Here is a 24,842-nt window from a genome sequence, read left to right on the forward strand (position 1 = left end):
GAGCCTCGATATATAGTGGTTCTCGGTTGAGTGAGGTACAAGAACCCCACCCCCAACCCCCTAAGAGCAAGCGAGGAGGGGGCTAAGATGTACCTCATGTGATTAGGAAACGCTATATTTCACATTGAAAATATTCTTGAAACCGAGCGTTGGCCTTTAGGACTAGCCCTTTCAAGGTGACTAACGAAGATACGTTGTTTCAGCGCTACCATCTTGAGTCCTCCGTTCAGATTTTGGACTTTTTGAAAGTTGAAATAACCAATCTTCGTTCCAAATTTCACTACCTTGAAAGGGCTAATGTCAACCAACAAAAATACTATAGGACTCATATTTGATTTTTGAAAAAAATTTATACCACTGACAATATTCGTCCACGAATTTCATTGTTGGTATGGTTAAACGAGACTCTATCATGCTCCCTGAAACGGTTTCGTCGTTTTCTCCTCATTATAGTGACAAAAGAGGGTTATTCCCCGTGCTGCCCCAACACTCGTATGATCAAAATATCAGGAAAACATAACAGCCAGATTTTTACCGCAAAACATGGGCAGTATTTGGGAAATCGATTTTTACTCCCGTCCGATTTTGGACGCCAATCAGAAAAAAATTTGGGAAGTCTTAGTCTGCGAAAGTCCCTTGGATATCAGCACAAAAGCAGATTCTTTGTTTCGTTATGCTGAATATTGTCCCAGTACCCAGGTAAATTCGGGCTGGTTGCGGACAGCATTACAGGAGGCTATTAACCAAGCTGGAAAAGCACCAATTAAAATCCGCTTTTTCCGCCGCCAAATGAACAACATGATTACTAAAGCTTGCCAAGACTTGAGCATACCCGCCCAGCCTAGCCGCCGCACTTTGGTTCTCAACCAATGGTTAGAACAGCGAATGGAGGAAGTGTATCCTCAAGAATCAGGGTATCAAGGGGGGACTAATCCCTCAGTCCGCTTGGAAAAACCTTTGCCGCAACGTTTACCAGATGCTTTGGAAGGACAGCAATGGGTATTTGTTACCTTAGATGCTGCGGATTTGGCAGATATGCCAGAGTGGGAAATTGGCTTTGGTGAAGCTTTCCCCCTAGAGCTGGCGCAAGTTTCACCCGAAGCCCGTATTCCTGGTATTTTGATTTTCTCACCGAGAGCGTTGCCCTTAGCAGGCTGGATGTCTGGTTTGGAGTTGGCTTTCTTAAGATTTGACACTAGTGAAGAGGCAAGATTGCTTTTAGAAACTGGTGTAACTGAAAGCTGGATTGTGGCAAATATCAAAAAACCTCAAATTTTAGCAGAAGCCAAAGGTTTTGAAGAAGCCAAGCAAAAAGCTAACGGAGTGCATTTTATCGGTATCCAGTCTGATCCCAAAGCAGAATCTTTTGCTGGTTTTTGGCTGTTGCAAGAGGTTAATCTCTGAAAGTGGGGAGTGGGGCAATACGCTTGGGTTAAGAATAATTTCTCAGTGTAGGCAGGCAGGGGAAGAAAAATAGGCTTATCCAAGTGTATTAGAGCATGGGGCATGGGCAGAGAATGACTAATGATTAAGAACTGAAAATAGCGATCGCTAAGATCCGTCGAGACATGGCGATGATTTGGGATAATTAACTGCGTCCATCAGTGTTGATCTGCATCTGTGGTTCAAAATTGCAACTGCCGAAACACGCTGATGATTTTTGGATAGTTATCTGCGTCCATCAGCAGAAAGTCTAATCGTCAGCTTTTGGCGATCGCACTTTCTCCAACGTGCGTTGATATGCGGTTCAAAATCCACAATTCACTAAGGGTCATGGGTTCTGAAAATTTGTCACAAGATACACTAGCCGAACAGTTACTGGAACTAGCGATAAAATCTGGAGCAGAAACTGCTGAGGTGTATCAGTCGCGATCGCTTTCTCGTCCAGTGTTTTTTGAGGCAAACCGACTCAAACAGCTAGAAACCAACCAATCTGAAGGTACAGCACTACGGCTTTGGCGAAACGGGTGTCCGGGACTCACGGTGGCTTATGGTTCTGTCCTAGCCGAAGTAATGGTGGAAAAAGCTCTGGCACTGAGTCAACTAAATCAACCAGAAACAGTAGAATTAGGCTCTAATTTTCAGCCCTCCTACCCAGATTTAGGGGAAAGTGTGCCGATAGAGGTTTTGGTAGACTGGGGCAAAGAAGCGATCGCACTCATCCGCGATGCCTATCCCGATGTTGTTTGCAATGGTGACTGGGAATGTGATGTTGAAACCACTAGACTAATCAATACCAAAGGTTTAGATTGTCACTACACCGACACTACCCTTAGCTGCTACATATCAGCAGAATGGGTGCGTGGCGATGATTTTTTGAATGTTTCCGATGGACAAACTCAGCGGGGTGAACTCCACTCTGAGAAATTAGCTAATCAAATTTTACAGCGATTAATTTGGGCCAGAGAAAATGTCTCACCTCCTACTGGTCGCGTCCCGATTTTGTTCACTTCTAAAGCCGCCGATATGCTTTGGAGTACTGTGCAAGCAGCTTTGAATGGCAAGCAAGTTTTAGAAGTAGCTTCGCCTTGGGCAGAACGCTTAGGTAACCTAGTAATTTCACCCAGCCTCACTCTCTACCAAGACCCAGAAGCGGGCCCTTATAGTTGTCCTTTCGATGATGAAGGTACTCCTACTCAATCTTTAGTATTTATCCAAAACGGGACTTTACAGCATTTCTATGGCGATCGCACCACCGGATACCAACTGGGTACTAACACCACTGGAAATGGTTTTCGTCCTGGTTTGGGCAGCTATCCCACCCCTGGTTTATTTAATTTTCTGATTCAGCCAGGTTCGGCATCACTACCAGATTTGATTCAACAACTAGATGATGGCTTGATTGTGGATCAAATGTTGGGTGGTGGCGGCAGTATTTCTGGAGATTTTTCAATCAACGTTGATTTAGGCTACCGTGTGCAAAAGGGTCACGTAATTGGGCGCGTTAAGGATACGATGGTTGCAGGTAATGTCTACACAGCCCTCAAGCAATTGGTGACACTGGGCAACGATGCTGATTGGAATGGTTCTTGTTACACTCCATCTCTGATAGTAGAAGGGCTATTCACCACGGGGAGAAGCAATTAAATAATTCGTAATGACGCTCATTCCGACGCTCTCTATGAGAGGCTGCACGAACGATTACTCGCTCTAAGAACACAAGAGCGTCTTTTGGAGTTGCCATGCCGTTGGCACAGCCTCTCCAAGAGTTGGCTTTACGCTGCGCTATCGCTATCGCTTCTCTATAAGACGCTCTTGCTAGCTTGCTTCTTTGCAGAAGTACGCCAACACTAACGATCGTGGAGGAGTTATCGCTCTTCCATCACTCTGGTTTTAGAGATTTTACTAAATTCCCTTTAAATTACCACTCCGCTCACAAAACTCTATTTTTATACGTTCGCATAAAGTCGGAACGATAGTACATTTTAATTACAGCTTGGAACCCTAATTAAATCGTTCGGTTTTTTTCTAACTCAATTTAAAATGGGCGAATCATGAGTATTCAGTTATCAGTTGTGAATTTGAAAATTTATACTAAATTTATCACTGATTACTGACTACTGGAGAAGCGATCGCTTCCCCTAATACAGAACCACCAGTGCTACTACAGTAGTTTTATTTTTACTTTATCAATAACCTCTTATCTATCTTCATAGGTAAAAGTAGAGAGAATAGTGAAGATTATCTGAACATTGGCCAGTGAGTGCAATTATCGACACTGCACTATGCGTTGGTGCAGGTGGTTCATCGGGGTCGCTTGTAGATAAACCCATTGTCCGCAATGCCCAAGGACAACTGCTGATTCCTGGTTCTGAAATTAAAGGTAGGCTACGCCACGAATGTGAAAAACTCGCACGGGCCTTAGGCTGGCAAATTTTTTATATTTACAAAGAATCATCCTTCACTGACCAGATATTTGATAATATTGCGATCGCCAGCTGTCTCCGTATTCAATATACTTATCCTGATACCTTAGCACCACTCAAAATCGAAGAACATAATGGTGTGGCCATTGATAGAGTATTTGGTTCAGTAGCACACGGGCCTTTTGATTATCAAGTCTGCACTGATGGTGCGTTTAAGATCAAAATCCACCTGAAAAACTTTTCGCTGGCGCAGTTAGGATTAATTGCACTTGTATTGCGTGACTTAGATGCAGGCTGGTTTGGCATTGGGTTTGCTAAATCACGGGGGTTGGGTATAGTTCGCCTAGAGTACAACAGCGCTGTTGTGCAGTACCCAGGTTGCATATGGCACGACAAGCAAATTTACCCATTTAGCAGTTCAACACCGTGGGATAAGGTTTATCTTGCAGGTGCTGGGGAGTTTTTACGAGGTGATAACGGCAATCCTTATAATTTCCTAACTAACGACCAAGAAAAACAAGAAGTAAAAGATATTTTGCCAAGGTTTTGTTTTTGCGATCGCGGCGCAGTTTCTTGGAGGTGGGGTGCCTTAATGGGGATTGTGTACAACAATTTCCCCCTTCTGATTAATCTTCACCGGATTCTTGGGAAAAGCTTGATTATTCAAATTACGCATAAGTCTTACAGTTTGAAAACGCTGATCAATATGAGGGATTCCCTGGCGATCCATCCGCACAGGGATAATTTTACTTGATACCAAATCTCCCGCAGAGTTGAGTTTAACTTCTAAAATCATTGAGTCACCCGTCTCGGCATTTGTAGATAAAGTCCGATATCCCAAAAAGTTTCCTAAAGAATAGGCAATGATTTTTCCCTTATAAATTTCCATCGCTCTCGGAACATGAGGGCCATGTCCTAATACTAAGTCTGCTCCTGCATCAATCATGTTTCGAGCAAACTTGATCGAATTACCTCGGTTTTCTCCATAAAAAAACTCTGTCTGATTCTTCACGTGTAATGCCCCCGTTCCTTCGGCTCCAGCGTGCATTGATACTACTACAATGCTGGCATGATTTTTAGCTTCTGTTACCAGGGCTTGGGCTGCTCCTAAATTATCGATGGAATTATACATTTCATAAGGAGAAAACCCAACCATTGCCACAGGGATATTGTTAGCTTCCAAATAGAGAATTTGATTTTTATGACCTAATGTTGCAATGCCCGCAGCCTCAAGATTTTTCATTGTATCTTTGAATCCTACAGGCCCGAAGTCCATTGCATGGTTATTCGCCATATTAAATACATTAAAACCAGCCTCAGCAAATAGCTGGGCATATGCAGGTGGGGAGCGAAAGGCAAAGACTTGTCCTTGACTAATATCTTTGGCAGTGTAGGGATAATTAGTTAAGCTACTTTCAAAATTACCAAACAAAATATCAGATCCTTGCAAGTGAGTTCTGACTGATTTTGGTAATAATTGATCTCGAAAGCGGGGTAATCTATAGTTAGGGAAATTAGTACCGGGAATAATATCTCCAACGGCTTTAATAGTAATAATGTCTGGAAAGGTTTGTTGTTCTGTTGTTGATGGCGTAAGTTCAGGGATAGGTAATGGAAATTGTACAGGCTCAGTAGGTGTAGTAGCAGCGTTTAATCGCTGTGATTGTCCAAGCCGGATAACGACTCCTATACTAATACCCAGATATAAACAAATGCTGATAAAACTAAATGAGAGCACTCTCCCTATGCTGCGATTTGCCATCGTTCACTCCTCACACAATGGCATTAGTTTATCCTAAAAATCTGTGCTGGCAGTGTATATTTTAGTGTTTTGTGAGAAATATTTGACTCAGTAACCACGAAAATTTAATTCTGTTTCATACAATATCCGTTATACAGCGTTTTTCAAGTAAATTAAATTAGGTACACAGGTAAGGGCACAACAATGTTGTGCCCTTACAATAATCTGTACTTCACTAAGTTGCAATCTGCTGTATATACATAGTTAAGGGCGCAGCTGTGTGCCCTTACTTGTAAATAATCATACATCCCAGTTATCAAGCCAAACACCATTGGTTTGTCTGCTTCTTCAGCAATCTTTTTGAACGGAGAGGGGGGGATTCGAACCCCCGTTGAGTTTCCCCAAAACGCATTTCGAGTGCGTCACCATCAACCACTCGGACACCTCTCCAGCTATTTATTTACAGATTTGAGTATCTATTGTATACTCAAATGCCATGAAGTAAGGGAAATTTTAGCGAATCTCCTATACTACTATAACATTATCGCTTTTTTTGCGTAACGGAATGCTCCGGCAACGCCCAAGCTCAAGACATTTCTGATTATCGTGGTTGGTGCAATCACCCACTGAGTCAATGACACCCAGAGATATTATTCTGGTGGTGTCGACACAGCGTCTCGTAGAGAAGGTTGATCCTCAGATTGAGGTCAATTTTTTACACCAACTAAAAATTACTCTACGCGATTGCAACGAACAAGTTTGTAAACGTTGGTCAGAATTTCAACTAAGTCCAATACCCTAAAACTTACTTTATTCATCAATGCTCAAGTTAAAATCAATCAACATTCCCAAACCAACTCGCTATCAAAATGCGGCGATAGATTATTACATAGGACTCATAAATACCTCCTATCTCCATTACGGGTATTGGGAGCCACTACCTACTGCTGGTGAGGAATTGACCATAACTCGCATGCGTGCTGCGCAAGTTGCCTATGCAGCAAAGCTTTTTAGTTTCATTCCAGAAGGGACAAAAACTGTGCTTGACGTAGGCTGTGGTATTGGTGGTAACGCAGTATATTTGTGCGATCGCGGTTTGGGCGTTGAGGGATTAGCACCCGATGTACTCCAACAAGAAAAGTTTATCAAGAATACCAACTCTCAAGTACCTTTCTACTTAACGAGATTTGAAGATTTTCACACCTCACGCTCTTACGACCTAGTTCTGTTCAGTGAAAGCAGCCAATATATTGCTGTTGACGATTTAGCTCAGGGTGCAGCTCGTTTATTAAGTAGTGGTGGCTATCTATTGATTGCGGATATGATGCGTTCTGATGCTGAATACCGAAAGGGCATTTTTTCTAATTGTCATGTCGCCAGCGAGCTTCAGACAGCGTTGATACAGACTGGATTTAAGTTAATTAAGACTGAGGACATCTCCAGCCAAATTGCACCAACAATTGACTTGTGTATTGATTACTTCCGTACTTTTGGACTGACTACCATCAAATATATTGCTGATGTTGTAGCGATCGCAGTCCCACCGTTACACGCACTTGGTCGTTTAGCGTTCAAACGCTGGCTGGAAAAGCCGATTGTCGAAGGGTTAGCAGCACGCACCATTTTTGATAACCATCTCTGTTATCAAATCCAGCTCTGGCAGTTATCAATTCATCAGGTTAACCAAGATCACCTCTGAAACAAATACCTAAGATTGGCAATAAGCTTCTTATCGCCAACAATATATTGGCAATTGGTTAGAGGATGTTTTAAAAGGGTCTTTTACTCTCATACACAGCGAAGCATCTCAGTACATGGCTGAAACCTTGTTTTTTCGTTGTAGTTGATCCAAGTCAGAACCAGAAGATTCTACCTTTTGGGACTTTTAAAACAACCTCTTATATAAAACCTACCCAAAGTTGCCCAACCTAGATCCCCTCGAACCCCCCTTAAAAAGAGGGGAACCCTGAAAGCCCCCTTTTTAAGGGGGTTGGGGGATCTCTTGTGCGTAAGTCCTAAATGGGTAGCTACAACTATCCTTAACCCTTACACTTTCTAACCTTAATAAGACTTACGCAAAAATCGCTAAAAAGCTTAATTTATCGAACTGCCAACTCTTGGAGAGGCTGACGCCAACGCGCAGCGTCTCGTAGAGAAGAATCGTAGAGTGTGCGTAAGTCCTACCTAATAACTGGCAATCTTCAAAGATGCCGCAGCTACGCTCGTCGTAGACATCGCTTCTTCTAACTGCCAAGGTATTATCTAGTCGAATATCGTGCAGCATACAGTTTGAGGTTTTGCATGAAAGTAGCAGTCTTCAGTACAAAAGTCTATGATCGGCATTTTTTGTCAGCTGCAAATTCTCCCACCCAACACGAATTAGTGTTTTTTGAACCCCGTTTAAATCAGGATACTGCTATCCTCGCCGCCGGATTTCCGACGGTTTGCGTATTTGTGCATGATCAGGTTGATGCCCCAACTTTAGAGCTTCTCGCCTCATGGGGAACTCGGCTGGTTGTCCTTCGCTGTGCAGGGTTTAACAATGTAGACTTACAAGCCGCAGCAGATTTAGGAATTACCGTTGTCCGTGTTCCCGCCTATTCACCCTACGGAGTAGCAGAACATGCTGTAGGATTGATTTTAAGCTTGGATCGCAAAATTCATCGTGCCTATAACCGTGTCCGAGAAGGCAATTTTTCCCTAGATGGACTATTAGGATTTAATTTGCATCAGCGCACAGTGGGGATTGTTGGCACTGGCAAAATCGGTCTGATTTTAGGACAGATTATGAGGGGGTTTGGCTGTCACCTACTTGCCTATGACGTTTATCGCAATCCAGAATTGGAGGCGCTAGGTGGAAAGTATGTAGAACTACCTGAGCTATTTGCAAACTCTGATATTATCTCCCTGCATTGCCCTCTGACTCCGGAAACGCATCACTTGATTAACGCTGAGTCTATAAAACAGATCAAGTCAGGCGTGATGCTAATTAACACTAGCCGAGGAGCGCTGATTGATACCCAAGCAGTGATTGAGGGATTGAAGTCTGGTAAGATTGGCTATCTCGGTGTAGATGTCTACGAACAAGAATCAGAATTGTTCTTTGAGGATTTGTCTGGCGAAATTATTCAAGATGATATTTTCCAGCGTTTGACAACGTTCCCCAATGTACTGATTACCGGACATCAAGCCTTTTTTACAGCAGAAGCTCTGTACAATATTGCAGAAACAACTTTAGCTAATATTGCTGATGTTGAACAGGGTCGTCCTTGTGCCAATGAAATTCGCATTCAACCGTCAACTTAGATAATGGTTGGCGATCGCAAAAACTTTGGACTAAAATCACCAGTCAATCCTGATTATCAGGCAAATTCTCGATTTCCTCAGTAATTAGCGTCTGAAAATCTTCGTCACAATGATTATGCAGATGAACCGCAGCAGCTAGGAGTCTGTCAAGAATTTCAGCTTGTTGGTTAGCAGTTAAACTAGATAACTGTAACTGGTTAAACTTTGGCTTGTACTTTCAGCCACTCTGTATCTAATTCAGCAATCAAGGTACTGAGGTTGAATTAGTGACTGCAACAGAGCGATCGCTAAGGGAGGATATTCATTCTGAACGATAGGCAACGCGGAGACTTTGGACTAAAATCACCAGAGATGCGATCGCCATTAACCCGCCCCAAAACCAGTAAGGTAAAAGCAAATACCGCTGCATTTGTGCTGTATCAGAGACTCCAAGGGGGCCAGCAGACTGACTAAATAGATAATCAAGTTGATGGTACGTACTTACACAAGCTTGCACACCCAGAAATTGAATAACAAACCCTTGTGTCCAGCGAGGGGCTTTTAGAGCGATACCCAAGATTATTAAACCCAGTAAGGGAATTGCCACCAATCCAAACCAAGAACGTACCCAAATTAATGTGGAGAAGAGTAAAAAACTCCCTAAAATTTTTAAACAGAGGGTTGCTGCTCTAAAACTGCGGGAAGCCAGAATCAAAGCTGCACCGGCAAGAGGCGGCCCCATTGGCCCTGCTGCTGCGACCATTGCTGGCCCAATTGGCCCCAATGACGACTGAATGCCATAAGTTGCCACACCGGAACCATTGCTAAAAATCTGCAATTTCTGAAACTGTCCCCCTAATAGCAGTGCCATTAAGCCGTGACCCATTTCATGAAACCAGGTTGCCAGAATTGTAAACGGGTATAAGATATAATCCCCTCCTGGTACTTGCCACAGTAAAGCAGTTGCGATCGCCGCTGCAACTAGCCACGTTAGCCCCATGCGTTCAACAACTCGCGGGGCTTCTTTGGTCAGCAAGGGTTCAAAATTTTTGCTTGGTTCCCTCATAGGTCACTCAATTTTAGATTTTAGATTTTAGATTTTAGATTATCCCCAGGAATTAATCTGGGTACATTCAATTTGGGATTTTAGATTCTAGATTATCCCCAGGAATTAATCTGGGGACATTCAATTTGGGATTTTAGATTCTAGATTATCCCTTCAACCTAAAATCCAAAATTCGAAATCTAAAATTCGCAGTGTATTTTTATCCATCCTAGTGTAATTATTAAGGTAGTGGGGTTGCTGGGCAATGCAACAATTCGCACATCAAAGCGACGGCTGTAAACTATGGCGCTATCAAGAACAACATAGTTATCCGTCGCTTGTCTGATGCGGTTCATTTGTTTATCCTCCTTCAATGATGCCGGAGGATGGGTAGAAAATGCCTAGACTGATGTCACAATTGATCGAGAATCAGTTAAGCAAGTTGAAACAGGAATGTCATCAAGTCTCCTTTACCCAAGCTGATGCGATCGCCTGGTCGCAATCGATGACGATTCCCCGGTAAAAGCGGCAAATTATTAATGTAGGTGCCATTAGAACTTCCCACATCTTCTACATAATGGGCATCTCCCTCGACGCGAATATCTGCATGAATCCGCGAGACAACTTCTGAATTGGGAAATCCTGAAACATCTATATCTGGGGGAATCCGATCATTGGGCTTGCCGATATGAATCACAGAGAAATTTTGTGGCAATTCAATTAACCGATCGCTTTGAACGTGGATTAACCGCGCTGTAACCTGCTGTAATTGCGTTCTAGCAGCAGTTGCAGTTGGTGCTGGTGCTGCTGATGGAGGTACTTCGGCTTTAGAGGCTGGTGCTGGTTCCACAGGTGGTGGAGTAGGAATACTTTGTCCAGAGACTACAGGTTGAGCGAGGACAGTTGGCGGTGGTTCTGGGGAGCTGCTTTCTGTAACAGGTACCTGTGGCGGAGCTACTGGGGAAACTGCCACCGTTGTTGGTGGTAAAGATGAGCCAGGGGAATGGGAGTTAGTAGAACCGCTTATTCCCAAAGCATCTGGTTCTAAAAGTTCTAACAGTGGATCAGGTGAAACTAACGGCGGTACTTCCACAGGAATATCGGGAGTAACTGTTGCAGCTACCGGAGTATGAACGTGTGGAACTCCTGCAGAGTGAAGGTTATAGCCACACTGACCGCAAAATGCAGCATCTGCCTGCACAGTTGCCCCACAACTGGGACAGTTAGTAGTCGCGGGTAACGGTGTATAGCAAGCTTCACACTGGACAGCGCCATCAGGGTTGGGATGATTGCAATTAGGGCAGACGATCATCGATATTTAGCCTTTGTTCAAGATCATCATAAATATAGGTAGGACTGGCAAGCAGAGGGCGGCCCTAGCTTTAGATTCTAACAATTACTGCTGATGGTTAGAATAATTCGTAATTGATAATGACGCTCTCTACAAGACGCACAAGGGACGCGGACTCGTTACCCTGCGGCTAACATAATTCGTAATTGTTTTACACATAAATGCGCTGACTTAGGGCAAGGAATGTGTTTTTTTCTTTTCCATAACCAAGTTTAGTAACTTTAAAACCTTGATCAGCTAATTACGAATTACGTTAGCGTAGCTAAACCGAATATTTGTCCCTTGCACATCTGGTAGAGAGCGTCATTACGAACTATGAATTACTAATTACCTGTTCAATGTTGGAGTTCCAAACCTGCTGCCGCATCCAGCAGCCACCAAAGTTCTCCTTGGGGCTGAATTAAGCGGGATGGGTAAGTGAAGTCATCGGCTACAGGTGCAAAGACTTGCGCCAAAGCTGGTCGTTTATTAGCACCAGCAACCAAAAAAATCACGCTGTGAGCAGAGTTGATCAAGGGGTATGTGAAACTTATCCTGGGGTTTCCGTTTTTGTTACCCACGGTCAGCAGGCGATCGCGTACTTTCAGAGCCTCTGTGTGGGGAAACAAAGATGCGGTATGTGCATCATCACCCATTCCTAGTAATACTACATCCAACGAGGGAAACTCGACCCCAGAAGAATTGAAAAATTCTTTGAGTTCTTGTTCATACTTAGCAGCAGCTAGTTCTGGATTGGCTTCTAAAGTTGATACGGGATGAATGTTAGCTGCTGGGATATCAACGTGATCTAGCCACGCACGACGCGTCATCAGTTCATTGCTATCGGGGTGATCTGGTGGTACGTAACGCTCATCCCCCCAGAATATATGAATTTTATCCCAAGGCAGTTTTTGATTAGCGATCGCTTCATATAACGGTTTAGGTGTACTGCCGCCAGATAAGGCGATGGTAAACCGCCCCCGCTGCTCAATGGCAGTTTCTAACTTGGACAGAATTAATTCTAGCGCCCGTGCAACCAGCGCTGGCAGATCCGGTAGAACTTCAACGGTTTTGTTCATGGCTTCATGATCATATTGCTTGCTTCCAGCAATACAATACCGAACTTATTCCAATCCCCCTTTTGAACTTTTGAAACATTTAACATCGTGGATTAGGTAGGCTGGAAAAACCTAGACGCACTTTATCACCCTTAACGGTAAATTGTCAGTAGTCAGTCGTACTAAGGTACTAACTACTCTGATGATTATTTTTATTTACACCCAGTTACTTGATACTTGGTTGATTAACGCCACAGAGGATACATTTATTAATTCTTATTAAAAATTAATAAAACTAATTAATCACAAACAACGTTTCCCAGTCAGCGATCGCTTCACGTTGGGCAATTAATAATTGCTGAATTCCTTTTTGGGCGACATCTAGCAGCTGATCCAACTGAGTGCGGCTAAAGCTGCCTTCTTCAGCTGTTCCTTGGACTTCAATGATTCCCAAATGTTGATTCATCACTACGTTGAAATCTACTGTTGCAGCCATATCTTCAATATAATTAAGATCCAAAAATGGCTCTCCCTCCACTAATCCTACGGAAACCGCTGCTACCTGTCCACACAGAGGCGATCGCTCCAACACGCCCTCCTGCAACAATTTAGAAATCGCATGAGCCAACGCTACAAAAGAGCCTGTAATCGCTGTTGTCCGAGTTCCAGCGTCTGCTTGTAACACATCAGCATCCACAGTTAGCGTGCGTTCTCCCAGTGCCTTAAAATCCACTGCTGCACGTAAGCTGCGGCCAATTAGACGTTGAATTTCTTGCGTCCGTCCAGATAATTTCAATAATTCCCTTTCTTGCCGTTTTTGAGTAGCAGATGGTAGCATCCGGTACTCAGCAGTTAACCAGCCTTTACCAGTTCCTTCAAGAAACTTCGGAACTCCCTTATTAACGCTAACAGTACAAAGTACTTGAGTATCACCGCATCTTGCAAGAACAGAACCGGGGGCAAAGCGGGTGAAACTGGGGTAAAAGCTGATCGGACGTAGTTCGTAAGGAATCCGACCATCTGGACGCTGCCAAGCCATTGGAGTTGCCTCAAGTTTTACAATACTGCCTTAAGGTTACCTTAGTGTTGCAAATCATCATTTGAGGGGCATTGGGAAAGAGGAGGCAGAAGTTCTTTAATCTTTAATTTTGAATTTTGTTAGCGCAGCATAAAGCCTGCGGCATGGCAACTCTTAGAGACGCTATTCGCGTTCGCTTAGAGCGAGTCCGCATTCGCGCAGCGTCTCGTAAGAGAGCGTCATTTTGAATTTTGAATTGATTTGTCTCCCCTGCTTCTTTTTTAAGGAACCGAAAGCAGAGTCAAAATATTTTGCTGCACCATTTCTGGTGACTGGTCGCCGTTGATGGTCAACAAGCAGCGACGACGGTCGTAATATTCTAGGATGGGAATGGTGCGATCATAGAATAATTCTATCCGGCGTTGCACGATTTCTGGTTGGTCATCTGGTAGCGATCGCCCCAAGGATCGGCTAACCATGACAGCTTCTGGGACTTGGAGATAAATTGCCCAATCTAGCTTTTGCCTTAAATTATCCAATAAAAAATCTAATTCTTCAGCTTGGAAGGCGTTACGGGGATAGCCTTCTAAGACCCAATCGCAGTTAATATCTGGTTGTCTAAGGCGAATTCGGATCAATTCAATGATCATTTCGTCTGGAACTAACTCCCCTTTTTCCATGTAAGGTCGCACGTGGTAACCTAGTTCACTCAGGCTAGCGTAAACCGAAAGAGAAGTCCGGGGATCGGCTTGTGACCATTGCAACTCCGGGAGGATCTGATCGCCAGATATTGCTTCCCGTAAAATCTCACCTGTAGAAATCAAAGGAATCTCAAAGTATCTGCAAAGCCTTTGTGCTTGAGTGCTTTTACCCGATCCTGAACCTCCTAGAAACACCAATCTCACAACAATTAACTCCTAATCCTGTCAAATTGACTACTTGCTAAGTCTGTTTTGCTCAAACAACCGGAAAATCTAACATTTAGCGATTTTCAGCCGTTATCTCCAGCTTTTTTAAATAATTGGAACTCTAACTCATGTGTTTTCATTTTTACAACTGCTTTCAGAGAAAAAACAAAAATAACTCTTGACTTCAGCACAAACGTAGTGTTTGACTAAGAATGCAATTTGCCAAATCCACCACACCTGTGAAAAACAGATTGATTATACAGGCAGATTTGTAATAAGTACCGCCAGCACAAACCTTTAATTTATTGTAACTTTTTGAACTTCACCCTATGGTTGCCCAGCTAGAAACTCCAAGTATAAATTCAAATCTAACGTTACCATATCCAGTTGAAGGACTAGTGCAAGTTTTCACTAGCTCCCATCGCAATTTTTTTACAAGTGTTATGGCTCAATCACTGAGAATAGCTGGACAAGGAACGCCAGTATTAATAGTGCAGTTCCTCAAAGGAGGTATTTGTCAAGGACAGGAGCGACCCATACAACTAGGACAAAATTTAGATTGGATTCGCTGTGATTTGCCTCGTTATATTGATACACCACATTTAGACGATACGGAAAACCAAGCCTTACAAAAGCTGTGGCAGTATACACAGCAGGTAGTGTGTGAGAATAAGTATTCTCTCGTAGTCTTGGATGAGTTAAGTTTAGCGATTAACTTTGGTTTAATTCCTGAAAGCGAAGTTTTAGCCTTTCTGGCAAAACGCCCTCCCCACGTTGATATCATTCTCACAGGGCCAGAGATGCCGAAATCTCTCTTGGATGTGGCAGATCAAATTACAGAAATTCGACGGAGTTATCGGCCTTAAACAAAATACTCAGTTCGTGCTAATATATCAAGTCGGTTTGAATTAACCTTAGCAGCGAACTTGTGATTAAGAACGATATCTGGATTACTAAAATGGCTCAACAGGGTTTGATTTCGCCCTTTGAGCCAAGTTTAATACGTCACCTTGAGAATTTACCTGTAATTTCATATGGTCTTAGCAGCTTTGGCTATGACATCAGACTATCACCAGATGATTTTCGCATTTTTAAGCATATTCCAGGCACTGTCGTAGATCCTAAGAATTTTAATCCTGAAAACTTAGAGCGAACAGCACTCCATACAGATGTTAATGGCAAATACTTCATTCTGCCTGCCCACTCATATGGGCTTGGGGTTGCCCTCGAAAGGCTGGAAATACCAGATAATATTACAGTAATTTGTATAGGTAAGAGTACTTATGCTCGTTGCGGAATAATTGCAAATGTAACTCCAGCCGAAGCTGCTTGGCGTGGTTACTTGACATTAGAATTATCCAATGCTTCTAGTGCTGACTGCCGCATTTACGCCAGTGAAGGAATAGTACAGTTGATGTTTTTGGAAGGAGAACCCTGCGCTGTTAATTACGAAGCACGACAGGGTAAGTATCAAGACCAGCTAAATGGTGTAACTCTGGCTAAGGTTTAAACTTCAAAATAATTATTTAGTTTTCTCTTTGCTTTCTTTGGGAAGTGTCTGTACTTCCTGTTTACCTAAAGGCTGCACAATTTGAACTATTATTAAAACTATGGTTGCGATAGTTAAAATAATAGTAAAATACGTCTGATTTGTCTCAATAAAATCTCTAAGTCTACTTAATAAATCCTTTCTAGAGTTTCCAGCAATTTTTTTCGGGTCTTTTGTATAAGGAATAACTCCTTCTCTAACATCAAGTACATAGAGTGTACAAAAATCTTGTCCTTTCTTAAGCTGAACGGTTCTTTTGCCTAAATTGAAAACTGTGATAGAAAGTTTTCCTTCATATCCAGGGTCTATCTTTGATGAGGTGTTAGATAACCCATCTTGCAGAAGAGATACTTTTGGAACTACATGGCCAAATCTAGATTTTGGAAATTGAACTGATTCAACTGTCTCAATAATTACGGCAGAACCTGGTTGAAGAGATATTATGCCATTCTCTAACAAATCAGTCTTACCGGAGTCTCTATGATCTCTATATTCATCACCAACTCTTAAATCATAGCTAGCATTGCTAGACTTCGTATTATGAATTTGTTTGATATTCAAATTCTGTATAAAAATTACATTTCCTTCAAGACCACCAGCTTTCTCATACTCTTCCCTAGTCTCTACGACTGTTCTATTACTACCATCCAATATAAATGGGATAACACTCATTGTTTTATGCTTGTGAAATGGTGTAATTTATTATACTCTACATAATTTGCTAGATACCCAATTTTTTAAGGTGCTAATCTCGCCTTACCTAGACCCTGCTTTTCATACGATTGTGCGATCGCCTAAAATCAAACCAGAAAATCACGCTAGTACCGCAAGGCGGAAGTTAAAAGTCACTCATTCACCTGTTTGGGAAAGGATGTACATCAAAATATTGGTTTAATGTTCACCCCAGCGATCCCACTGGCGAAAATTAGTTCCGGCACTCACAGCTAAACCAATTTGGTGTTGTGAGGAAAGTTCATCATAGCCACCTTCGTTTGCGCCAATATAGTACATACGGAAACTGCCATCATCCATTGCGACTACACAAGGTGTGCCTACTGCTCGTGCATCCCAACGACCAGAACCCTTTTGAGCATGGGAAAATACTGAACCTCCAAGTTGCTCTCCTGGAACTTTTTGCCAATGAATCCCGTCCTCAGAAACAGCTAGACCGATGGAGTGATAACCGCTGCTGTTAACACCTTCGTAGAACATTACGTACTCGCCGTTTATTTTCAGAACATGGCGAGTACCAATGCCTCTCTCATCAAAACTTCCAGATTTACCTGCTTCTAAAATCTGACCGACTTTTTGCCAATGAAAACCATCGCTAGACACAGCTAAACCTACTAAGAATCCTTTCTCAGGATTTAAGGTATGGTAGTACAATTTCCACATTCCATTATCATCAGGTAAAACTTGTGGCCAGGCACAAAACAAGGCATCAAACTCCCCTGCCTTGCCTAAATCTAGAAAGGCTCCTTGGTAAGTACTTTCCAACCGTACCCAATTTATCCCATCACGCGATATAGCACAGCCAGGGCGCATATTTAACCCTTTCGCTTTAAACCCTCCCCGATCAACAACTGTGTGATCGCCCCCAAAATACCACATCCAATAAAGACCATCCTGAAAATACACATTGCTCACACCAACATGGGCTGAGTCGAACCGATTTGGATCTGGATGAGGCTCAAAGACAGCCCCCCTAGTTAATAATCCCTGGACGCGTTGCCAATCAATTCCATCAGCAGAAATCGCTAAACCACATCTACCTGTGGGCAAATTTATTTGCCGATCAAAAGATGCATCCCGACCGTAATACCACATCCTCCAAGTTCCATCAGCACAAAATAAAACCTGTGGCGAAGATACTCGTTCGGAATCCCACCAACCTTCAGAGCCTGGCATGAAAATTAATCCTGGTTGATGGTTTGGGGTTTTTGAGTCACTCATATCTAGAATCTAATTAACTATTAGGGCTATCAACACAGTCACGGCGATCACTGGAAGATGGGAAGCGAATATATAGCTTAATCATGGATTAGAGGAAATAATTCGGCGATCGCATAGAACTTTTTCAATATCCATTGTCCTGCAAATGTCTATATGAGATAGTCTAAACCTTCATCAGATTCTAGCTCTAAGGCAGGAGTTGGAGCGATCGCCCTGAATCCAACTTCAAAATTCGGAGCGCCAAGATGCGTAGCCGTATAAAAAGGCTGAGACGCCAATATCTAAGGTGCTGGTTGAACGCGAAAAAATTCCGAGAATCCGATCGCCACCGGAAAGAGCAGGTACGCCATTGCAAGTTTTGACACCCCGGAATCTGATTCATTTGTTGGAACTTCATCCGGTTTAATTAACCTACTCAAACACATTATCAGGTCTAAATAGCTCTTGGGGAAAGGGTTTTGGGTTATTTATTTAGCAACTGTTTATTCAAAAATCACCTAAATTATTTTTTCTCACAAGCGAGAAATTCGGGCTAACATTACAATGCAGCGGACTGATACCAGATCCTAGTGGTGGATCAAAGACCTCAGTAGCCGCTGATTTGAGACGTTATGCAGATGTCGCAAGAGGTCTACGTATGGACAAAGATCAACTTAAGCGGGTTTTGACGGAGCGGATGGCAATCGGCCCTGGTCAGCCGTGGTTTGAGTCTAGAGTAGATCCCATCGACCAGTTCGTGCCTCCTGACTTCACGCTGAGCCAGATTTTCTTTACACAACAAACCGCTTCCACGCTCGTGTGCGCGTTGGATATATATGCGAATCCCTGTTGCCTTTGTACGCCTCGGCTTGCAGCCGAATGGTCTCGACGAGGGCGTCAGGTCACGCTTCTAGACATCGACCCGAAGTTTGCCGAATTCGCGGAGTTTTTCCCTTATGATTTGCGGGAGCCACAGCCGATTAACCGAGAATTTGATATGATTGTCGTTGATCCCCCGTTCTTCATCCCTGAGCCAGTGCATCAGGCGATCAATGTTCTAACTGGGGATCGCCGACCGGATCTATTCTTGGTGTTCGCCATCGAACACGAAGCGGAACTGCTGCGGCTTTTTGCCGAGTATCGACTCCAACCGACAGATTTCAATCTGCGGCATAGCAATGTAAAAGTTAGTCACCAGCCGTTATTTCGGTTGTACGGTAGTCAGCCCAATTTGGTCTGTAGGTGAGAACTATGCTGCTAAACCAGGTGCTGCGCCTGACTGCTGTACGTTCGCTGATTTTGATCTAAATATCCTGTTTAGAGATTTAGGGTGCTAACCTTACTCTACTTAGACACTGCTTTTCATACCATTGGGCGACGCCGAATAGCCCGTCGTAGACATCGCGCAATCTCTAAAGCTCAATTGATGGCAAACTCTGTAAATTGGCGCATATAGGGAGAATGAAACGCCAAAACGATATCTTCTTTTGGTATACCTAGTTCGAGGAGTTGTGTCGCAATGCCGACTTCGGTTCCATCATGCTGTATCCAGATTTTACCATCTTTGATATCGAGATGTAGGCTGCATCCATGTGTTCGACGATTCCCGCGCCAGCCTGTATGTAGCAAGAGGTAGTGGTCACGTTCCGTATCTAGAATGGCTTGTGTTTCCATTTCCTCTAGTGATAAACCTCTTTTTGCTCGTTCTAAAATTAACTGTTGAATGATTTGACGATACTGCTCTACAGCCATTGGACAATAACCTCCTGTTTTTCATCGTAAACCAATAGCCGAATTTGAGTTCGTGAAATCACTGACCGGATAAAACGACGCTGAAAAAATGAGTTATGAATTGATTCAGGCACTGCAAGATAAAGTTTGCGTTCCGGTTCCAATTCTTCGAGAGCAAATTGATAATTGATAAATTGTCCAAGGGCTGTGTGGAATTCTGAGACACTTGATCGCCCAATAAAACTCTTAATTTCAACTGCAATTTTTTCGTCTGCTCGTTCGGCAGCTAACATTTCTGCTGCTAAATCTATTTCAAAATCTACATCTCCAACGCTGATCTCGTAGGGATCGGCAGTAATTGACCATCCTTCTTTCTCCAAAGCCATTCTAACTGCATCATGAAAGCGGTCTTTAGCCATTTAGCTCTTTATGAGAATTGATCAGGACACTTGACTGGTATCTCAATTTTATCCATTAAGGTGCTAGTCTTGCCTTACCCAGACGCTGCTTTTCATACCATTGGGCCTAGGCGTAGCCCGTCGTAGACATCGCTCTGAATCCAGCCCTATAAATCGCTTTATACCACTGCAAATTTTGTCAGGTTTTGCATATAAACACTGTAGTTAATACCATCAGCGCCACCCATAAAGTAAATTTATTTTGAAACCAAATAGGTTTTTAACGGCTTATCTTGTTCATAAATTAGACCTTGGCTTATTGACAAAGCAACTTCTGCTTTTTGCAACTCTGCTCCCAAGTACATTGCATGTTCTACTTGTAAACCTGGACAATCATCTGCTATTTGCCCATAAAGTTGACTTGCAGATTTACCTGAATAACAATTAACGACTTCTCCAGATCCAGGTGTTGTGTGTTCTAGTAAAATAATGCCATCCTGTACACTGATCATAAAGTTACCTGAAGGATCAATGTAATCCTTTTGCTTAAAAATTTTGGGGTACTGATGTTGAATCAGCTTATCAGCATTTTCAAAACAGTCATCATAAATATGGGCACTCTGGCTAATAGTAATTAATGGCCCCATTTTTAGATGATGCGTTGATTGTTTAGTCACTTCATCCCAAATATGTTTTTGCAAAGCTCTTAACCCCATAGCATTAGCAGGCCATGCTGAAAACATATCATTACTGCGGAAAGTTGCTGTTAAAGATAGTTCCTGATCAACCACTCGTATCCAAATGTGATTAAGGCAAGGTGGACTATCGTTTAAGAGAAGGTCATTACGTACATTCCAAAGAGACATCACTACCCTAGCTGAATCAATATTATCTGAAAGTTTTTTAATTACTGCCTTAATTTGATCAATTTCATAAAACCCTGAACGGAGAAGTTGACCATATGTATACTTTACTCCTTCTTCACTGTGAGAAATATCATCTAAAATGTTTGAGGTATAAGGATCAATAAAAGAGCGATCAAATGGTAAGTAATTAGGTTCTGGAAAATAGAATTCATCAGGCTCATCTGTGACAATTGCCATTAAGTCAATCAGTTCTTGCCATTGCCCATCATGAAGCGTAGGGCGAATCGTGCCTGTTGTTTTAATGCGGTGGATAATTTTTACCCAAGTTTCAGCTATGGTCTTGCCTTCAATTCGGTGTCCGTAGCGTGGACCAGGTAAAACAGTTGATTCAACAGTTGACATATCAAACCTTAACGGCAAACTCCACGGTTCAATCACGTTTCGTTCGGCATAGGACTTAACTTGATTAACTGCATCAGTAATTAATTTGGCTTCTTTCCAGTCTACGGACTGTCGTAATTTTTCCAGGGCATTAATATCAATATCAATATCAATATAACTAAGAATAGCAGACCGAATTATCCAACAACGCCGTCCAGTGTCACTCCTTCCTTCTTCAAAACCATTGCGAAAAAAGTCCAGCAGGCACTGACATCCGCCTGCGTTCTTGTCTTCCTTCGTAGCGTTGAGAACAACTAAATAGCGAACGTGGGGATTCAACAGCAAATTGCGAATTAGTAAGTTTATCCCACGGGTTGGCGAGTATAGTTGTCCAATTACAGCATACTCTTCGGGTTGTAGGTGTTTAGCGATCGCCTGCTTTACTGTCCATCCTGTAATCACTGCCGTCTGACCTAGACCATAAATAAGCTGGTTGGGCTTGTGCAGTGCTTTGTACTCGAATTGGGTTGCCTTACCCGTTGCTGTCATGATTGGCTAAAAATTAAAAAGTTAATAATCTTTGAGTATAACCTAAATCTAACATTGGTAGTGGTTTTATCGAAGGTTAGGCTTTGGGAGTGTACTTAATACACAGCCAATATTTTATAAATCACTGCATTTGCTTTACAAATATTAATAAATTTGTTACAGTTATTTACATAAAGAGAAGACAGGGAAAAAACCATGCGTACAAACACTGCTATAATTGACGACCAAGGAAAACTGAACAACTTTGCGATCGAGCCTAGGGTTTATATAGATGAGCAAGGCGATCGCACAGGCTTCACTCCTTTTGCAGAACTGCTCAACGGTCGTTTAGCAATGATTGGTTTTGTCTCTCTGATAGCATTAGAAGTATTCACAGGACACGGCATCGTTGGTATTTTTACAAGCCTGTAAAAACTGATTCCTGTAACATAACTCTCAACAAATGTAAGAGACGGTAAATTTACCGTCTCTTAATTTATGGAAAACTTAGTGCTAGAGTAAAAATATACTGATAGCAAAAGCCGTTAGTTATCAGCGTAAAGTTATCAGGTAAATTATGGCTTTAACTACTTCAACTATGTTGCCGCTAGGCACAAAAGCACCAGATTTTGATCTACCGGAAGTGGTATCTGGAAAGGCAACTTCACTTTCTACCTTTGCAGATAAAAAAGCGCTGTTGGTAATGTTTATATGTCGGCATTGCCCATTTGTAAAGCACGTCCAAAAAGAATTAGCGCAGTTAGGAAAAGATTATTTTACAGGTAATTTAGCGATCGTTGCTATCAGTGCTAACGATGCACACAATTATCCAGATGATGCACCAGAGTCGTTACAAGCATTTGTTACAGAACAAGGATTTAATTTTACCTTATGCTACGACGAGAGCCAGGAAACGGCAAAGGCTTACACAGCAGCTTGTACACCTGATTTTTTTGTATTTGATGACCAACGCCAACTTGTTTATCGGGGACAATTAGATGATAGCCGCCCTAGTAATGGTAAACCTGTAACAGGCGCAGATTTACGCGCAGCCATTGAAGCAGTGCTGGCGGATAAACCTGTTACGAATGAGCAAAAACCGAGTGTTGGTTGCAACATTAAATGGAAACTTGGAAACCAACCCAGTTATTTTGGTTGAAAAGGACTAGTACCGCAAGGCGGAAGTCAAAAGCCACTTGTACCGAGCAAAGCCGTAAAGCCTGCGGCATAGCTTCGCTTAAGGCGCAGCCTCTCGTAGAAAAGTAAAAGTCAAAAGTCAAAAGTATTATAAAATGGGATTTTTAGAGTTTTTAAATGGTTACTCTATTTACGCCATGACGTACTAGAACACCGATTCAGTATTCATAATCATGACGAAAAAACCAGGATTTTGGGGATTGCAACAAGTAATGGTTGGTTGTAAAAGACGTTTAAATAGGGTTTTTCAGTCTCGTGTTTTATTAGTGAATCGGTGTTCTAAGTATTGGGTATTGGGAAATCTTCTTAGTCCCCAGTCCCCAATCCCCAGTCCCCATGAGTATTAGTGTTTAATTTCCAAATTTAGTATGTAGCATCCTAATTGGACTTTTTCTGCCCATAATTCATATTCCAGACGCAAATGCTCTGGCAATGGATGTCCGTTAAGAGTTAGGCTACTAGTAAAATTTCGTAAACGAATCGGATCATTAGGTTGCAACGATTCAGTTGGCAACCAATAACGGCTAATACCATAAACGCCCTGTTCCCAAAAGTGACGGTAACTCACTTGAGCGTTACCTTGCATAGTCATGATTACCCGATAAGGGGAAATCTCCAGCCACAAAATTCTGGGACTGTTAGGGGCATATGCTTTACTCTTACTTTGGGGAAGTGTGTCCTTTGGCCTTATGACACTCTCTACTTCGCAGCTAATTAGGGGCGGTGCGGTCAATAGTAAGTGGAATCTATCAGTGTCTTTTTGATACAATGTCCCGGCAGTTTCAACAACAGACCAGATTGGTAGGTCAGTGGAAATAAGTGATAAGCACACGGGCTTGCGGTGATGGGTCAGCATGGGAGCGATAAGGGCTAATAGCTATTGAACAAAGTAAAATGAACACTCTAGCTGTCTAATAGGTCAGGGTAAGAAACTAAATAGTAAAACAAGCTTAATATTAATGAATCCGCTGATTTGTTAAGCTACACAAATCCGGATAGAAATAGGTAGAATGTCAGCTTAGACAGCAAAAACAGTACTTTTTTTAGAGAGAGCTAATTCGTAAGTAAAGCTTGTAAATATTCTAAGGCTATAGCCTCAAAACAGTAGGAGTCGTTGTAGATGCTAAGAAACCTTCTTAAGGGAGACTTTCATAGATTGGAGTAAGTTTCATACAGCAAAAAGCGATAGGATACTAGTACCGCAAGGCGGAAGTTAAAAGTCAAGGCTTCGGCTTCTCTACGAGACGCTGTTCGCGTTCGCTCAACCTTGACCCTGAGCGCAGTCGAAGGGTCAAAAGTCAAAAGAATTATATTCCTTGCTCTTGCGCCATTTTGAATGGTGAGGCAGTCCGGTCTTGGGGTTCCCCCATGAGGAACTGCCGAACCCGAAGGGGTTGGTTTATTTAGGCGTGCTGTACTAGGCAGGAAGTCACCAGCAGCGACTTTGTTTGTCTCTGCTGAACTTCCAGTGTATTTAAAAGCCAGTGTATCCTAATGTCGGCTTCAGTTATAACCGTAGAAACTCACGAAGAGAAACTCATGAAGACCTTTCTCACAAGTTAATTATTCAGCGGCCACTCTTTTGGGCTATCTTTAGAGGGTTGCATCCGGGTGCTGGGGATCTTCACTATGCTCTAATGTTGGACGCTCTAGCCGAAGGTTAAACCAAAATTCAGTAACTTCTCTTAGGAGAAGAACCGCGTAGCACTGCTAGTTGTTTTCAAGCTATGGATGCCCAAATTTCGGAACTTTGGGGCTGAATGAGTATCCACCCAGAAACCAAAAGCTTAACTGAACCCTATTGACCCGACACCTGTCTAGTTAATGTTAAGAAATATTTCGTTAATAGCATTTATGACTGGTGACACGGATCACAAAAGAAAAAACGCGTTACATTTATTTACAATGTCTTCAGTAGACCTTTATATATCTAACTCTGTTTCATCACTTTTAGAAAACGAAAAATCAGATGCCATTTTTAATACAAGACAAGAAATGGGTTTAGTTTT

General features: G+C 42.5%; 24 protein-coding genes, 1 tRNA gene and 1 pseudogene. 10 read left to right on the forward strand and 16 right to left on the reverse strand.

Translation table 11 applies throughout. The annotated features are described in order from the left end of the window. The first annotated feature begins 543 nt into the window (after nt 1–543). The 3 genes and pseudogenes from V7K48_RS12170 to V7K48_RS12180 form a co-directional block, all read left to right on the forward strand. Entirely contained in the window at nt 544–1,404 is an 861-nt protein-coding gene (locus V7K48_RS12170) for a Tab2/Atab2 family RNA-binding protein (protein WP_335072712.1), read from the forward strand. A gap of 369 nt (nt 1,405–1,773) precedes the next feature. Next, a complete protein-coding gene (locus tag V7K48_RS12175; protein ID WP_335072714.1) occupies nt 1,774–3,087 on the forward strand; it encodes a TldD/PmbA family protein in 1,314 nt (437 codons plus the stop codon). 612 nt (nt 3,088–3,699) lie between these two features. After that, nucleotides 3,700–4,380 (forward strand): annotated as a pseudogene (locus V7K48_RS12180) (RAMP superfamily CRISPR-associated protein); the annotation flags it as partial. A 75-nt stretch (nt 4,381–4,455) separates the two neighbouring features. On the opposite strand, the gene V7K48_RS12185 reads toward V7K48_RS12180, so the two are convergent. Continuing rightward, on the reverse strand, nt 4,456–5,628 hold the full coding sequence (locus tag V7K48_RS12185) for a CapA family protein (protein ID WP_335072716.1): 1,173 nt from the start codon (nt 5,626–5,628) through the stop codon (nt 4,456–4,458). Nucleotides 5,629–5,972: 344 nt separating this feature from the next. Further along, a tRNA-Ser gene (locus tag V7K48_RS12190) sits at nt 5,973–6,057 on the reverse strand. Nucleotides 6,058–6,427: 370 nt separating this feature from the next. Here V7K48_RS12190 and V7K48_RS12195 point away from each other — a divergent pair. Further along, nucleotides 6,428–7,306, forward strand: a complete 879-nt coding sequence (locus V7K48_RS12195; protein ID WP_335072718.1) for a methyltransferase domain-containing protein — start codon at nt 6,428–6,430, stop codon at nt 7,304–7,306. Between the two features lie 372 nt (nt 7,307–7,678). Here the strand turns inward: V7K48_RS12195 and V7K48_RS12200 are convergent, their stop codons facing one another. Then, nucleotides 7,679–7,891, reverse strand: a complete 213-nt coding sequence (locus V7K48_RS12200) for a hypothetical protein (protein ID WP_335072719.1) — start codon at nt 7,889–7,891, stop codon at nt 7,679–7,681. A 17-nt stretch (nt 7,892–7,908) separates the two neighbouring features. Here V7K48_RS12200 and V7K48_RS12205 point away from each other — a divergent pair, with 17 nt between their 5' ends. Beyond that, nucleotides 7,909–8,913, forward strand: a complete 1,005-nt coding sequence (locus V7K48_RS12205; protein ID WP_335072721.1) for a 2-hydroxyacid dehydrogenase — start codon at nt 7,909–7,911, stop codon at nt 8,911–8,913. Nucleotides 8,914–9,214: 301 nt separating this feature from the next. Here V7K48_RS12205 and V7K48_RS12210 read toward each other — a convergent pair whose 3' ends face one another. The 6 genes from V7K48_RS12210 to V7K48_RS12235 all read right to left on the reverse strand — a co-directional run bounded on the left by V7K48_RS12210 (nt 9,215) and on the right by V7K48_RS12235 (nt 14,248). After that, nucleotides 9,215–9,958, reverse strand: a complete 744-nt coding sequence (locus V7K48_RS12210) for a M50 family metallopeptidase (protein WP_334976220.1) — start codon at nt 9,956–9,958, stop codon at nt 9,215–9,217. Between the two features lie 179 nt (nt 9,959–10,137). After that, nucleotides 10,138–10,293, reverse strand: a complete 156-nt coding sequence (locus V7K48_RS12215; RefSeq protein WP_335072723.1) for a hypothetical protein — start codon at nt 10,291–10,293, stop codon at nt 10,138–10,140. A 77-nt stretch (nt 10,294–10,370) separates the two neighbouring features. Beyond that, nucleotides 10,371–11,249: an FHA domain-containing protein gene (locus V7K48_RS12220; RefSeq protein ID WP_335072725.1), complete on the reverse strand. Its 879-nt coding sequence runs from the start codon at nt 11,247–11,249 to the stop codon at nt 10,371–10,373. A 374-nt stretch (nt 11,250–11,623) separates the two neighbouring features. Continuing rightward, nucleotides 11,624–12,346 carry a 6-phosphogluconolactonase gene (gene pgl / locus V7K48_RS12225; protein ID WP_335072727.1) on the reverse strand — a complete coding sequence of 241 codons (723 nt, stop codon included), beginning with the start codon at nt 12,344–12,346 and terminating at the stop codon, nt 11,624–11,626. Between the two features lie 274 nt (nt 12,347–12,620). Continuing rightward, nucleotides 12,621–13,364 (reverse strand): ribonuclease PH, encoded by a 744-nt coding sequence (rph, locus tag V7K48_RS12230; RefSeq protein WP_335072729.1) that lies wholly within the window; start codon nt 13,362–13,364, stop codon nt 12,621–12,623. Nucleotides 13,365–13,624: 260 nt separating this feature from the next. Beyond that, complete coding sequence (locus tag V7K48_RS12235; protein ID WP_335072731.1) at nt 13,625–14,248, reverse strand: adenylate kinase family protein; 624 nt, start codon at nt 14,246–14,248, stop codon at nt 13,625–13,627. A 332-nt stretch (nt 14,249–14,580) separates the two neighbouring features. Between V7K48_RS12235 and V7K48_RS12240 the strand changes: the two genes are divergently transcribed. Then, nucleotides 14,581–15,117 (forward strand): P-loop NTPase family protein, encoded by a 537-nt coding sequence (locus V7K48_RS12240; protein WP_335072733.1) that lies wholly within the window; start codon nt 14,581–14,583, stop codon nt 15,115–15,117. A gap of 62 nt (nt 15,118–15,179) precedes the next feature. Then, the gene (dcd, locus tag V7K48_RS12245) at nt 15,180–15,761 is read left to right on the forward strand and encodes a dCTP deaminase (RefSeq protein WP_442949435.1); all 582 of its coding nucleotides are present in this window, start codon (nt 15,180–15,182) and stop codon (nt 15,759–15,761) included. A gap of 12 nt (nt 15,762–15,773) precedes the next feature. On the opposite strand, the gene V7K48_RS12250 is transcribed toward dcd, so the two are convergent. The 3 genes from V7K48_RS12250 to V7K48_RS12260 all read right to left on the reverse strand — a co-directional run bounded on the left by V7K48_RS12250 (nt 15,774) and on the right by V7K48_RS12260 (nt 18,031). Further along, entirely contained in the window at nt 15,774–16,472 is a 699-nt protein-coding gene (locus tag V7K48_RS12250; RefSeq protein ID WP_335072735.1) for a dCTP deaminase domain-containing protein, read from the reverse strand. 219 nt (nt 16,473–16,691) lie between these two features. Next, nucleotides 16,692–17,753, reverse strand: a complete 1,062-nt coding sequence (locus V7K48_RS12255; protein WP_335072736.1) for a glycosyl hydrolase — start codon at nt 17,751–17,753, stop codon at nt 16,692–16,694. A gap of 149 nt (nt 17,754–17,902) precedes the next feature. Continuing rightward, entirely contained in the window at nt 17,903–18,031 is a 129-nt protein-coding gene (locus tag V7K48_RS12260) for a hypothetical protein (protein WP_335072738.1), read from the reverse strand. A 398-nt stretch (nt 18,032–18,429) separates the two neighbouring features. On the opposite strand from V7K48_RS12260, the gene V7K48_RS12265 reads away from it, so the two are divergent. Next, nucleotides 18,430–18,978, forward strand: coding sequence for a hypothetical protein (locus V7K48_RS12265; RefSeq protein WP_335072840.1), 549 nt, complete (start codon nt 18,430–18,432; stop codon nt 18,976–18,978). A gap of 173 nt (nt 18,979–19,151) precedes the next feature. Here V7K48_RS12265 and V7K48_RS12270 read toward each other — a convergent pair whose 3' ends face one another. The 3 genes from V7K48_RS12270 to V7K48_RS12280 all read right to left on the reverse strand — a co-directional run bounded on the left by V7K48_RS12270 (nt 19,152) and on the right by V7K48_RS12280 (nt 21,657). Continuing rightward, the gene (locus V7K48_RS12270) at nt 19,152–19,484 is read right to left on the reverse strand and encodes a XisI protein (protein ID WP_335072740.1); all 333 of its coding nucleotides are present in this window, start codon (nt 19,482–19,484) and stop codon (nt 19,152–19,154) included. Next, the gene (locus tag V7K48_RS12275) at nt 19,475–19,882 is read right to left on the reverse strand and encodes a XisH family protein (RefSeq protein ID WP_335072742.1); all 408 of its coding nucleotides are present in this window, start codon (nt 19,880–19,882) and stop codon (nt 19,475–19,477) included. The genes V7K48_RS12270 and V7K48_RS12275 overlap by 10 nt, the downstream gene beginning before the upstream one ends. A gap of 236 nt (nt 19,883–20,118) precedes the next feature. Beyond that, nucleotides 20,119–21,657: a thymidylate synthase gene (locus V7K48_RS12280; RefSeq protein WP_335072744.1), complete on the reverse strand. Its 1,539-nt coding sequence runs from the start codon at nt 21,655–21,657 to the stop codon at nt 20,119–20,121. A 195-nt stretch (nt 21,658–21,852) separates the two neighbouring features. Between V7K48_RS12280 and V7K48_RS12285 the strand changes: the two genes are divergently transcribed. After that, nucleotides 21,853–22,068: a high light inducible protein gene (locus V7K48_RS12285; protein ID WP_335072746.1), complete on the forward strand. Its 216-nt coding sequence runs from the start codon at nt 21,853–21,855 to the stop codon at nt 22,066–22,068. A gap of 145 nt (nt 22,069–22,213) precedes the next feature. Beyond that, nucleotides 22,214–22,795, forward strand: a complete 582-nt coding sequence (locus V7K48_RS12290) for a thioredoxin family protein (protein WP_335072748.1) — start codon at nt 22,214–22,216, stop codon at nt 22,793–22,795. A gap of 381 nt (nt 22,796–23,176) precedes the next feature. Here the strand turns inward: V7K48_RS12290 and V7K48_RS12295 are convergent, their stop codons facing one another. Continuing rightward, nucleotides 23,177–23,689, reverse strand: a complete 513-nt coding sequence (locus V7K48_RS12295; RefSeq protein WP_335072750.1) for a hypothetical protein — start codon at nt 23,687–23,689, stop codon at nt 23,177–23,179. Nucleotides 23,690–24,842 lie beyond the last annotated feature (1,153 nt).

It is taken from the genome of Nostoc sp., from assembly GCF_036919615.1.
GTDB lineage: Bacteria > Cyanobacteriota > Cyanobacteriia > Cyanobacteriales > Nostocaceae > Nostoc.